This is a genomic window from Lactiplantibacillus modestisalitolerans, from assembly GCF_005405425.1.
Lineage (GTDB): Bacteria > Bacillota > Bacilli > Lactobacillales > Lactobacillaceae > Lactiplantibacillus > Lactiplantibacillus modestisalitolerans.
The window spans coordinates 56,301-69,669 of the sequence record NZ_BJEA01000016.1 but is presented as its reverse complement, the minus strand read 5'-3'; the positions used below and the strand labels follow the sequence as shown (position 1 = coordinate 69,669).

10 protein-coding genes are annotated in these 13,369 nt (G+C 47.5%); all 10 read left to right on the top strand.

Features of this window, described 5'->3' with window-relative positions:
* The 10 genes from FFM79_RS09985 to FFM79_RS09940 all read left to right on the top strand — a co-directional run bounded on the left by FFM79_RS09985 (nucleotide 1) and on the right by FFM79_RS09940 (nucleotide 13,367).
* Nucleotides 1-978, top strand: a complete 978-nt coding sequence (locus FFM79_RS09985; protein ID WP_137643333.1) for an alpha-ketoacid dehydrogenase subunit beta — start codon at nucleotides 1-3, stop codon at nucleotides 976-978.
* Between the two features lie 58 nt (nucleotides 979-1,036).
* Complete coding sequence (locus FFM79_RS09980) at nucleotides 1,037-2,347, top strand: 2-oxo acid dehydrogenase subunit E2 (RefSeq protein WP_137643332.1); 1,311 nt, start codon at nucleotides 1,037-1,039, stop codon at nucleotides 2,345-2,347.
* 7 nt (nucleotides 2,348-2,354) lie between these two features.
* Nucleotides 2,355-3,767, top strand: coding sequence for a dihydrolipoyl dehydrogenase (gene lpdA, locus FFM79_RS09975; RefSeq protein WP_137643331.1), 1,413 nt, complete (start codon nucleotides 2,355-2,357; stop codon nucleotides 3,765-3,767).
* 231 nt (nucleotides 3,768-3,998) lie between these two features.
* Nucleotides 3,999-4,934 carry a Rossmann-fold NAD(P)-binding domain-containing protein gene (locus FFM79_RS09970; RefSeq protein WP_137643330.1) on the top strand — a complete coding sequence of 312 codons (936 nt, stop codon included), beginning with the start codon at nucleotides 3,999-4,001 and terminating at the stop codon, nucleotides 4,932-4,934.
* Complete coding sequence (locus FFM79_RS09965; protein WP_371852208.1) at nucleotides 4,915-5,208, top strand: UPF0223 family protein; 294 nt, start codon at nucleotides 4,915-4,917, stop codon at nucleotides 5,206-5,208. Before FFM79_RS09970 ends, FFM79_RS09965 begins: the two co-directional genes overlap by 20 nt.
* Before the next feature lie 9 nt (nucleotides 5,209-5,217).
* Nucleotides 5,218-5,994: an inositol monophosphatase family protein gene (locus FFM79_RS09960; RefSeq protein ID WP_137643328.1), complete on the top strand. Its 777-nt coding sequence runs from the start codon at nucleotides 5,218-5,220 to the stop codon at nucleotides 5,992-5,994.
* A 187-nt stretch (nucleotides 5,995-6,181) separates the two neighbouring features.
* Complete coding sequence (gene typA, locus FFM79_RS09955; RefSeq protein ID WP_137643327.1) at nucleotides 6,182-8,020, top strand: translational GTPase TypA; 1,839 nt, start codon at nucleotides 6,182-6,184, stop codon at nucleotides 8,018-8,020.
* Between the two features lie 212 nt (nucleotides 8,021-8,232).
* Complete coding sequence (locus FFM79_RS09950) at nucleotides 8,233-9,399, top strand: FtsW/RodA/SpoVE family cell cycle protein (RefSeq protein ID WP_137643353.1); 1,167 nt, start codon at nucleotides 8,233-8,235, stop codon at nucleotides 9,397-9,399.
* A gap of 29 nt (nucleotides 9,400-9,428) precedes the next feature.
* Complete coding sequence (locus FFM79_RS09945; protein WP_137643326.1) at nucleotides 9,429-12,860, top strand: pyruvate carboxylase; 3,432 nt, start codon at nucleotides 9,429-9,431, stop codon at nucleotides 12,858-12,860.
* 195 nt (nucleotides 12,861-13,055) lie between these two features.
* Nucleotides 13,056-13,367, top strand: a complete 312-nt coding sequence (locus FFM79_RS09940) for a YlbG family protein (RefSeq protein WP_137643325.1) — start codon at nucleotides 13,056-13,058, stop codon at nucleotides 13,365-13,367.
* The last annotated feature ends 2 nt before the right edge of the window (nucleotides 13,368-13,369 follow it).

Genomic DNA, 13,369 nt, shown 5'->3' with positions numbered 1-13,369 from the left:
ATGTCAAAGAAAACATATATTCAAGCGATTACCGATGCACTTCGATTAGAATTAGGGTCCGATGATCGCACCTTGATTTTTGGTGAAGACGTTGGTAAAAACGGTGGGGTCTTCCGGGCAACCGATGGCCTACAAGCTGAATTCGGTGAAGACCGGGTTTTCGATACTCCTTTAGCTGAATCTGGTATCGGTGGCTTATCAATTGGGTTAGCCCTCGAAGGCTTCCGGCCAATTCCCGAAATTCAATTCTTAGGGTTCGTATTTGAAACCTTAGATTCAATTGCGGGTCAAATGTCACGGGAACGCTTCCGGACTGGTGGTACGCGGCACATGCCAATTACGATTCGGTCACCATATGGTGGTGGGACGCACACTCCTGAAATGCATGCTGACTCTTTGGAAGGTTACTTGGCACAAATCCCTGGGTTACGCGTGGTTACGCCATCCAACCCATACGATGCTAAGGGCTTATTGATTTCATCAATTCGGAATAACGACCCGGTCTTCTTCCTTGAAAACCTGAAGTTATACCGCTCCATGAAGGCGGATATTCCGGATGAAGCTTACACTGTGCCGTTAGATAAGGCCAACGTTGTTCGCGAAGGAACCGATATTTCATTGATTGCCTACAGTGCACAAGTTAACCAGTCATTGAAGGTTGCGGACAAGCTTGAAAAAGAAGGAATTTCCGTTGAAGTTGTCGATTTACGGACTTTATCACCATTAGATGAAGAAACGATTTTGAAGTCCGTTGAAAAGACGGGTCGCGCCGTTGCCATTCAAGAAGCTCAACGTCAAGCTGGGATCGCAGCTAACGTGGCTTCCTTAATCGCTGAAAAGGGTGCCCTTTATCTTAGTGCCCCGGTTGGTCGGGTTTCAGCACCAGATACCGTTTATCCATTTGGTTTGGCTGAAGACGACTGGTTACCAGCTGAAGATGAAATTGAAGCAAAGACCCGCGAGATCTTGAACTACTAATATTAAGATCAAAAATCGATAAACAGCCGCTCGGGCTGTCATGAAAGGAAGTTATCCAATGGCTTACGAGTTTAAATTACCAGAGCTTGGTGAAGGCCTCGAAGAAGGCGAAATTGCATCATGGCTCGTAAAACCTGGTGATGAAGTCAAAGAAGACGATTCTCTAGTTGAAATTCAAAACGATAAATCGGTGGAAGAATTACCTTCACCGGTTGACGGTAAAGTATTAAAGATTTTAGTTCCTGAAGGTGAAACTGCTAAAATTGGTGACGTAATTGTTACCATTGATGACGGTTCTGGCGATAATAGTGCGACGGATGCGGCCCCAGCTGAAAGCGCTGCCGCAGACAAACCAGCCGCAGCTGAAAGTTCGGCGCCAGCTTCTGAAGCTGCTGCCAGTGCCCCGGTTACGCCAAGTGACCCGAATAAGCGGGTCTTGGCAATGCCATCCGTTCGGCAATATGCCCGGGATAAGGACGTTGATATTACTTTAGTTACTGCAAGTGGTGCCCACGGGCAAGTGACGAAGCAGGATATTGACAACTACGCAAGTGCGCCAGCCGCTGCGGCTCAACCAGCTGCAACCGCGGCGCCTGCTGAAACGGCACCGGCGGCTACTGAAGCTAAGCCAGCGCCAGTTAAGCCGTACGTTTCTGATACTCCAGAATTAGAAACGCGCGAAAAGATGACCCCAATTCGGAAGACGATTGCGAAGGTCACGATGCACAGTAAATTGACTTCGCCACACGTGACCCTCTTTGACGAAGTTGAAGTGAGTGCGTTAATGGCTCACCGGAAGAAGTACAAAGCAATTGCGGCTGACCGCGATATTCATTTGACCTTCTTACCATACATTGCGAAGGCTTTGGTTGCCGTCTTACAACAGTACCCGGCTTTCAATGCGTCAATTGATGATGCCAATAAGGAAATTGTTTATAAACACTATTACAACATCGGGATCGCTACGGATACTGATCGTGGATTGTTAGTACCAAACATTAAGCATGCCGAAGGTAAGGGCTTATTTGCCATTGCCAAGGAAATTACTGAAAATACGCAAAAAGCGTACGACGGGAAATTAAAGCCTAGTGAAATGAGTGGTGCTTCAATCACCATTACCAACATCGGGTCCATCGGTGGTGGCTGGTTCACACCAGTAATTAACCAACCTGAAGTTGCTATTTTAGGGGTTGGCCGAATTGGTAAGGAACCGTACGTCAACGAAGACGGCGAAATCGTTGTTGGTAAGATGCAGAAGTTATCCTTAAGTTTCGACCACCGTTTAATCGACGGGGCCACTGCTCAAAAGGCAATGAACTTATTGAAGCAATTGCTGCATGATCCAGAGTTACTATTGATGGAAGGATGAGGTCAGAATGGTTGTAGGAGATTTTGCTGAAGAACGCGATACAATGATCATTGGCGCGGGCCCCGGGGGCTACGTCGCTGCGATCCGGGCCGCGGAACTCGGTCAAAAAGTCACCGTGGTTGAAAAGGAATATATCGGTGGTGTCTGCTTAAACGTTGGCTGTATTCCATCAAAAGCACTGATTAGTGCCGGTCATCGTTTACAAGAAACAAAGGATAGTAAGATTTTTGGGATTAAAAATATTCAAGATCCCGTTCTAGACTTTAAAGTGACGCAAGACTGGAAGGACCACCAAGTGGTTGACCGGTTAACGAACGGGGTCCGGATGTTACTCAAAAAGCACAAAGTTGAAGTGGTCAAGGGTGAAGCTTACATGCACGATAACCACACGTTACGTGTTATGAATGGGGATCACACTGGTCAGACCTATAAATTTAAACACCTGATTATTGCAACGGGGTCCCGCCCAGTTGAAATCCCAGGCTTTAAGTTTGAAGGTCGGGTCGTTGACTCGACTGGTGGCTTGAACTTGCCAGAAGTACCGAAAGAATTGGTCGTTATTGGTGGGGGCTACATTGGTTCTGAATTGGCCGGCGCTTATGCTAACTTAGGTGCGCACGTTACAATTCTTGAAGGAACCAAGCAAATCTTACCAAACTTCGAAAAAGACATGGTTAAGCTAGTTCTTAACGACTTTAAGAAGAAGGGCGTTGACGTCATTACGAACGCCATGGCTAAGAACTCCGAGCAAGATGGCAGTGGCGTAACGGTCACTTACGCCGTTGATGGTAAGGAAAGTACCGTTCATGCGGATTACTGCATGGTTACGGTTGGTCGGCGGCCAAACACGGACGACATGGGGCTTGAATATACGGACGTTAAGTTAACGGACCGGGGCCTGATCGAAGTTGACCAACAAGGTCGGACCGCTGCTGAAGACATCTTTGCAATCGGTGACATTGTTGCTGGACCAGCGTTGGCACACAAAGCCTTTGCGGAAGCAAAAGTCGCGGCAGGCGCAATCAGTGGCAAGAAGACGGCGAATGACTACGTTTCGGTTCCCGCAGTTTGCTTTACTGATCCAGAATTAGCGACGGTCGGAATGACTAAGGCCGAAGCCGAAGACGCGGGCTTAAAAGTAACCGCTTCTAAATTCCCGTTTGCTGGGAATGGTCGGGCAATTTCGTTGGACTCAATGGAAGGCTTCTTCCGCTTAGTCTCAACTAAGGATGAAGGAACCATCGTGGGTGCCCAAATTGCCGGCCCCGGCGCGAGTGACTTGATTTCTGAATTGAGCGTTGCCGTTAATGGCGGGATGAACGTTGAAGACTTAGCGTTGACGATTCATCCACACCCAACTTTGGGTGAAGTTGTTCAAGAAGCCGCGGACGTTGCAATGGGCTTCCCAACACATATCTAAATTAACCGAAATAATTCGGAACCGAAAGTTTGAGGGCGTTTGTTCTCAAACTTTCGTTGTACATAGGACTAAATTAGCTACCGGCAAAACCGTGGTCGCTAAACTACTGCTTGATGGGTGCGGTTACGAGCTCTTTTGACAATGTTACAAAAGGGTAAGCTTTTCGTTAATGTTTACTTGAATTCGTTGACAGCTCAGGTACAATTGTTAGCGAAGGTTGGAGGGATTGTCATGAACAATACAGTGATTATTCGTGGATTATTCGAATTCGTACAACAATTAATTTTAATTGCAATGGCCAAGGACTTACCGTTCAAGTTGGTCGTTGCCACCGATGCGGACGAAACCCCGCGTTACCAGTCATTAGTTACGGCTAGTTTAACTTGCCGCCACTTTGGCTTGGCCGCGGAAGTGAAACCAGATTACTCGCAAGCAGATAGTTTAATTATTGGTAACTTGGTACCCTTAGCTAGTGATGGCGATGCTGAGGGTGATTTAACGGCGACGTTACCGTTGTTTAGAGCGTTTGTGAACGACGCGATGGGCGCGGGCTTTAACGGGAAGTTGATTTTAGCAGGCAGTAACGATGCCGTTTTAAGCGTCTTAGCAGCCCGTTTTAGCGGGGTTGATCATCAAAAGGTGCTGGGACTCGGGACTTTACCGGAAAGCCGCTTATTGGAGCAGTTACTGCGCCAACAATTTAACGTCGGGACTAACGATGTCCGGGCGTTCGTTGTCGGGACCGCTGCGGCCCACTTAATTTCGTGGAGTCGCTCCTACATTGGACCGGCCCCGGTGCTGACGTACCTAGCTAATCAAGATATTAATTTTGGGATGGATGAAATGACGGCGGCGGCTGATCGAATTGATGATCCGGCCGTGGTTACCAATCAAACCCTAAGTGTGTTAGCATTAGTACGGATCCTGAATGCGTTTTATCAGCAGCAACCATTTATTGGGACGGTTACCAACGTCCAAACGGATACTGAAGACCAGCTCGTGGGGCTAGCTTCGCCGGTGTTGGTGAGTGCCAATGGCATTAAACACTTAGCTGATATGGTGCTTTCGGATGAGGAACAAAAGGAATATCGTGAAATTGCAACGCAGGTCCGTGAGCAATTAGCGCGGGTGACTGCCGGGGAGCTTGATCAAGATGACAAACAGTAATGCAAATTATCAGTACCCACTCGATGATACTTGGACTACGGCCGAAATTATTACGGTGACAACGTTGTATCAACAAGTGGAAGCGGCTAACGAAACGGGGACGGAAACGGCCGCGTTATTAGCGGCTTACCGGGCGTTTAAAACGGTCGTACCTGCTAAATCCGAAGAAAAGCGTTTGGGTCGTGAATTTGAGGCAGCGTCGGGATATAGTATTTATCGCACTATCCGGGCGGCAAACGCCAGCAACAAACAACGCTTTAAAGTTCAAGGTTAGGTGACAAACGTGGAAAAAAGTGCACTGGAACAACTAAACCAAGCCGTTCAAGCGGCCTTACGCGAAGCCCGCGCAACCGTGTTAGCTAAAATGGGAACCACCCTGACCGTGGCCGAAAAAACGAGTAGGCGCGACCTTGTAACCAATGTTGATCATAGCAATGAAGATTTTCTCGTTGCGCAAATTCGGAGACTGGACCCGCAGGCGCATATTTTAGCTGAGGAAGGACGTGGGGACCGCGTCACGACCATGGCGGGTCACGTATGGATCGTTGATCCGATTGACGGGACGATGAATTTTGTGCACCAGCGCAACCACTTTGCGATGATGATCGGGTATTATGTCGACGGCCAACCCACTTTGGGGTACATTTATGATGTGATGGGTGAGCGACTCTATGCCGGTGGGCCGCGAGTGGGGGTCACCGTCAACGGCCGGCCACTTAAAGCACCGGAAAATTTAGATTTAACCCAGGGGTTATTTGGAGCCAGTGCACCGTTATTAATTGAGAATCGGTACCAGATGCAAGCCATTGTTGCGCAAAGCCTAGGACCCCGAATTACTGGTAGTGCGGGGATTCAAATCAGTCAGGTCTTAACGGGCGAACTGATTGCCTATTGTTCTTATCTGAGACCGTGGGACTTTGCGGCCGGGCGGGTCTTAGCTGAAAGTTTAGGGTTAGTGATGACACAAGTTGACGGCACGCCGGTTAATATGTTATCATCTGGTGCTGTACTAGTAGCGACACAGCGTGCTTCACGCACGATTTTGGCGATCGGCAAGTAAAAGATGGGACTGTGACCCATACGTCACAGTTTTTTTATGCCAACCGATGAAAACCATTGAAAACGTCGTTACGGATAGTTAAGTCAGCTCAAGAAACTTGATAGTAACGACGGTTTGTATTAATATATGTAAGATTTCTGCTATCGGTTGATGGTTAGAATTTTGAAGGACGAAAGGAAGATCAATTTTGAAATTTAGAGATGATATCCGCAACATTGCCATTATTGCCCACGTTGACCACGGTAAAACGACGTTGGTTAACGAAATGCTTAAACAATCGGATACCTTAGATGAGCACACAACGATTGGTGATCGGGCCATGGACACTAATGCCATTGAAAAGGAACGCGGTATCACGATCCTTTCAAAGAACACGGCCGTTCGGTACGGCGACAAACAAATTAACATCTTGGATACCCCAGGACACGCGGACTTCGGTGGTGAAGTTGAGCGGATCATGCGAATGGTTGACGGTGTGTTATTAGTTGTCGACGCTTTCGAAGGAACGATGCCACAGACGCGTTTCGTTTTGAAGAAGGCTTTGGAACAACATTTAACACCAATCGTCGTCATCAACAAAATTGACCGCCCGGGTGCCCGTCCTGAAGAAGTTGTTGACGAAGTTTTAGACCTCTTTATTGAATTAGGGGCTGATGAATCGCAATTAGACTTCCCAGTGGTTTACGTTTCAGCTTTAAACGGGACTTCAAGCTACGAATCAGATCCTGCTAAGCAGGAACACACGATGAAGCCAATTTTTGACACGATTATTAAAACTATTCCAGCACCAATTGATAATTCAGAAGAACCACTCCAATTCCAAGTAGCCTTGTTAGACTATAACGACTACGTTGGTCGGGTTGGAATCGGCCGGGTTTTCCGGGGAACGATTAAAGTTGGTGACAGCGTTACGGTCATGAAGTTAGACGGTAGCCAAAAGAACTTCCGGGTAACGAAGTTATTTGGGTTCTTCGGGTTACAACGGTTGGAAATCAACGAAGCCCACGCTGGGGACTTAGTTGCGGTTTCTGGGATGGAAGACATTAACGTTGGTGAAACCGTTGCGGATTCAGCAACACCAGAAGCGTTACCAATCTTACGGATCGACGAACCAACCTTACAAATGACCTTTGGGACGAACTCATCCCCATTTGCGGGTCAAGATGGTAAGTTCGTGACGGCTCGTCAACTTGAAATGCGGTTGAAGGCTGAATTGGAAACCGACGTTTCGTTACGGGTTGATGACACTGATGAACCTGGTTCATGGGTTGTTTCAGGCCGTGGGGAATTGCACTTGTCAATCTTAATCGAAACGTTACGACGTGAAGGTTACGAATTACAAGCGTCCCGTCCAGAAGTTATTTACCGCGACGTCGATGGCGAACGTTGCGAACCGTTCGAATCCGTTCAAATCGATACGCCGGACGAATATACGGGTGCGATTATCGATACTTTATCGAAGCGGAAAGCTGAAATGAAGAACATGGAAAGCACGGGTAACAACCAAACCCGCTTAACGTTCTTAGCACCTTCACGGGGCTTGATCGGTTACTCAACTGAATTCTTGTCCTTAACGCGTGGTTACGGAATCATGAACCATACCTTCTCGAAGTACTTGCCAGTGATTAAGAACTGGAACCCTGGCCGTCGTAACGGTGCCTTAGTTTCAATCAACCAGGGTAAGACGACGACTTACGCTACGATGGGGATTGAAGACCGGGGAACGATTTTTGTTGACCCAGGTACCGACGTATATGAAGGGATGATTGTTGGTCAAAATAGTCGTGAAAACGATATTTCGGTTAACATTACCAAGGGTAAGAACATGACTAACGTCCGTTCTTCAAACAAGGACTTAACGGCGACAATTAAGACGCCAACGCACTTGACCCTTGAAGAATCCTTGGAATTCTTGAACAGTGATGAATATTGTGAAATTACGCCAGATCACGTTCGCTTACGTAAACGTACGTTAAACACGAACGCACGTGAAAAGGAATCTAAGAAACGTAAAATGAATAAGTAAGCCGAATATTCGGTTTGTAAGCGTCCGCCAGTTATTGGCGGATATTGGCGGACGTTTTTTTTGAAAAAAACACTAAAAATCTGGTAAATGACTAGTTTCACATGCCGCGTGAAAAAGGACTATGCTATAATTGTTGCAAGCGAACTGTAAGCACTATTATGACGAAATCGTGCCAAATGAAGTTAGTTAACAGGGTGGGATTGAAGCACATGATTTTGAAAAAGATGCATTATTTGGATTACGCGCTATTCGTGCCGTACTTGATCCTATCTGCGATTGGGATTGTCATGGTTTATTCAGCAAGTTCGTACGTCGCCGCTGAAAACGGACTAACGCCAACCGGCTACTTAACGAAACAAGTTGTTTGGGTGGGCATTGGGCTACTCGTAACGATGATTTGTATGAATTTGAAAATTACGTATTTTAAGCGAACGAAGCTACTGGGAATTCTTGGATTTGCCATGCTAGTCGTTTTGCTAGGACTACGGGCCGTTGGGAAGTCAATTAACGGGGCAGCCGGATGGCTGACGTTTGGCCCCTTTTCAATTCAGCCGGCTGAGTTTTGTAAATTCTACTTGATTATTTACTTAGCCGCCATCATTGCCCAACGCGAAGATCGCTTTGGACGCGCCCAGTTTACGGCGTTAGCGCCGCAGTTTGTCATGATTACGGCGATGATTGCGTTGATTTTAGTTCAACCAGACCTTGGTGGCGCAACCATCAACCTCGCGATTGCTGCGGTAATTCTTGCGGCCAGTGGAATTTCTTACTTAATTGGGATTGGTGGGGCGGCTGCGGTCGTCGTACTATTCAATTTGGTGGTTATCCCTTACGTGAGCAGTTTACCGCAGTCCGCATTTGATAATTCGTACCAGTTACGTCGGTTCTTAGGCTTTTTAGATCCGTTTAAAACCGCGTCTGGTGCCGGGACGCAGCTCGTAAATTCGTACTATGCCATTTCCAACGGTGGCTTGACTGGCGTTGGAATCGGGAATAGCCTTCAAAAGCGAGGGTACTTACCCGAGCCCAACACCGACTTTATTATGTCAATCACTGCGGAAGAACTCGGGCTAATTGGCGTTATTTTTATTATGGGATTGTTACTTTTAATTGTATTACGGACCCTCTACATTGGTGTACGGTCACGAAATACGTTCAATTCATTAGTTTGTTACGGGGTAGCCGCCTACATGACTATCCAGGCATTTATTAACGTTGGTGGAATTGTTGGCATCATCCCAATTACTGGGGTGACGTTCCCGTTTGTTAGTTACGGGGGTTCCAGTATGGTTGTTTTGACGTTATCACTCGGATTGGTGTTAAACGTTAGTGCGCTTGAGAAGATGGAGCGTCAGAACGCCGTTTTGCAAGCAGGTTAGGTCGATTTTTTTGGAAATGAGGGATTTTGGTGAAAAAAGTATTAATTGCTAACCGTGGCGAAATTGCGACCCGGGTCATTCGTGCCTGTCACGAATTGGGCTTGCAGACTGTTGCGATCTACGCCAAAGAAGATGAGTTTTCGGTTCACCGCTTTAAAGCTGACGAGGCCTACCTCGTTGGTGCGGGAGATGCGCCGATTGCAGCTTACCTTGATATCGAGGATATTATCCGAATCGCAAAAGAAAATCACGTTGATGCGATTCATCCGGGCTACGGGTTTTTAGCCGAAAACGCCACCTTTGCGCGACGCGTTGCGGATGAAGGGATGACCTTTATCGGACCAACACCGGAGCAATTAGACATGTTTGGCGATAAAATCACGGCTAAGCAGGTTGCCCAGGATGCTGGTGTCCAAACGATTCCAAGTACCCTTCATCCCGTTAGCAGTTTGAATGAAGCTTTACAATTTACACAAAAATACGGTTTTCCAATTATGATCAAGGCGGCCATGGGTGGTGGCGGCCGCGGGATGCGAATTGTTCGCGAAGCCTCCGAATTACAGGAAGCCTTTGACCGGGCTCGTTCGGAAGCTAAACAGTCCTTTGGCGACGACGAAATTTACTTAGAAAAATTCATCGCTCACCCGAAGCACATTGAAGTCCAGATTTTAGGGGACTCCCACGGTAACGTGATGCACTTATATGAACGGGATTGTTCCGTTCAACGGCGTAACCAAAAGGTCATTGAATTTGCCCCGGCGGTTTCACTCCCAATCGAATTACGGCAACGGATTTGTAACGCCGCCGTTGATTTGATGAAGAGTGTGCATTACTTGAACGCGGCGACGGTTGAATTTTTGGTTGAAGGCGACCAGTTCTACTTCATGGAAGTTAACCCACGGATTCAAGTAGAACACACCGTTACCGAAATGATCACTGAAATTGATATTGTGCACGCCCAGTTAAAAATCGCGATGGGCGGGGATTTGTTTGAAGATCTCCACTTACCGCACCAGGATGCGTTAACTTACAAGGGGGCGGCGATTCAGTGCCGGGTCACGACTGAAGATCCCGCTAACGACTTCATGCCGGATACTGGTCGAATCGAAACGTACCGTTCGCCCGGTGGGAACGGCGTGCGCCTCGATGCTGGGAATACCTATTCGGGGGCGGTTGTAACTCCTTATTACGATTCCTTGTTGGTTAAGGCGTGCGTGGTTGCCCGTAACTTTAAGGCCGCCGTACATAAAATGCGGCGGGTCTTAGTCGAATTTGACATTCGCGGGGTTAAGACCAATATTCCGTTCATGTTAAACGTGATTGATAACCCAACTTTCCAAGCTGGCGAAGCCAATACGCGCTTTATCGACAATACGCCGAGCCTGTTCAAATTCCCAGATGATACGCAACAGGAAGCTAAGATGTTGAAATATATCGGGAATACCACGGTTAACGGCTTTGCGGACGTGGCTCAACACTCCAAAAAGTATTATCCCGACGTTGAATTTCAGGATAACTTTAAGCCCCTGCCTAAGAACATCGTTACTGCGAAGGACGTTCTGGATACCAAGGGAGTCAAAGGCCTCCAAGAATGGTTGCTGGCGCAAAAGAAAGTCCTGTTAACCGATACAACGATGCGGGATGCTCACCAGAGTCTGTTTGCGACGCGGATGCGGACGAAGGATATGCTCGCCGTTGCGGGTGCGTCACAAAAAGCGATGCCGGAACTATTTTCGTATGAAATGTGGGGCGGCGCTACCTTTGACGTGGCGTTCCGCTTTCTGAATGAAAATCCATGGGACCGCCTACGTAAGCTGCGCAAAGTAATGCCACGGACGCTGTTTCAAATGCTATTCCGGGGTAGTAACGCGGTTGGCTATCAAAATTATCCAGATAACGTGATTCGCGAATTCATTTTGGAAGCAGCCAAAAGCGGAATCGATGTTTTCCGGATCTTTGATAGTTTAAACTGGATTCCACAAATGGAAAAGAGTATTCAAGCCGTTAAGGAAACCGGTAAAATTGCGGAAGCCACGATTTGTTATACGGGCGATATTATGGATCCCAACCGGCAGAAGTACGACTTGAACTACTACCGGCAGTTAGCGCTTGATTTGCAATCGACTGGTGCGGACATTATTGCGATTAAGGATATGGCCGGGGTGCTGAAACCTGAGGGTGCTTATGAATTAATTTCAACCCTGAAAGACGCACTCGATATTCCGGTCCACTTGCATACGCACGATACGACCGGGAACGGAATCTTTACCTACGCCCGGGCGGTCGAAGCCGGGGTGGACGTCGTGGACGTTGCGGCGAGTGCCTTATCCGGGACGACGAGTCAACCATCGATGAGTTCGCTATATTACGCTTTAGCGCATAACGATCGGCAACCAGCTATCAATATTAATAACGTCGAAGCCATTAACCGGTACTGGCAAGGGGTTCGGCCGTACTACCAAGACTTTTCTAACGGGATGACCGGCCCACAAACTGATATTTATCAAACCCAGATGCCGGGTGGTCAATATTCAAACTTACAACAACAAGCGAAAGCCGTTGGTCTCGGCGACCGGTGGGAAGAAGTTAAGGACATGTATGCGACCGTTAACGATATGTTTGGCGACATTATCAAAGTGACGCCTAGTTCAAAAGTAGTTGGCGATATGGCGCTCTTCATGATGGAAAACAACTTAACGCCCGACGACGTTTACGATCACGGCGAGAAGTATGACTTCCCAGATTCCGTCATTAACTTCTTTGCCGGAAACATTGGTCAACCGGTAGGCGGTTTCCCGAAGAAGCTCCAAAAGATTATTCTTAAGGACCATAAGGCGTTAACGGTTCGTCCCGGGAGTTTAGCTAAGCCGGTTGATTTTGAAGCCGTTAAGACTAAGTTGCAGGATTTAATTGGACACGAACCTAATCATCAGGAAGTGCTCAGCTACATCATGTACCCGAAGGTCTTCTTGGAATACATGCAGAGCCATAAAACTTACGGCCACATTTCGTTACTTGATACGCCAACCTTCTTCCAAGGAATGCGGTTGGGCGAAACGGTTAACATTGAACTTGCTAAGGGTAAGACCATGATCGTTAAACTTAACCAAATCAGTGAACCAGACGTGGATGGGATTCGGACGTTGTACTTTAGTATCAACGGTCAAAACCAAGAAATCACGGTTAAGGATAACGCCGTTCACCAAACTGCTTCGAACATCCGCAAGGCGGAACCGACGAACGAAAACGAAGTTGGGGCAACGATGAGTGGTTCCGTTCTTAAGTTACTCGTTCAAAAGGGCGATGAAGTTAAGAAGGGCCAGCCACTGATCGTCACCGAAGCGATGAAGATGGAAACCACGATTCAAGCACCGGAAGATGGGGTCATCGCGCACGTGTACGTCAGTGCGGGTGACGTCATTCAAACGGATGACCTGTTAATTGAAATTACACCAAAATAAAGGTTGGTTACGGTTCCATTACCGTGCCAACTGACAAGCTTAATTGTAACTAATGGTTGCGGTTGAGCGGAATCGGATTGTGGGGTGCCGCCCCATAATCCGATTTTTTTGACTTGCTAGGGAAAGCGGTTGACGAACGAGCTAATCTAGCCTAACATTTAAACAGCCACACTCGTAGGAAGGGGTGACCATGCATTGGCATTTACAGTAAAACCACGGCGCGCGCTGATCGTTTACTTGCACTCGATGAAGCAGGCGCGACAGTTAAAGCGCTACGGGATTATTCAATATCAATCCCATAAGCAACATTACGTGGTATTGTACCTTGACGAAAATCAGGTACAAACCGCGACCACTAAAATTAAGAAAATGGGGTTTGTCCGTAAGGTGGAACCGTCCTACCGCCCCGACATTGCCATGAACTTTGGCGAGCGGGTCGACCAGGGGTTCTTTAAACCGCAACCAGACATTGAAGCGGATAACCGCCCCCAAGATGACGAAGACTAAAG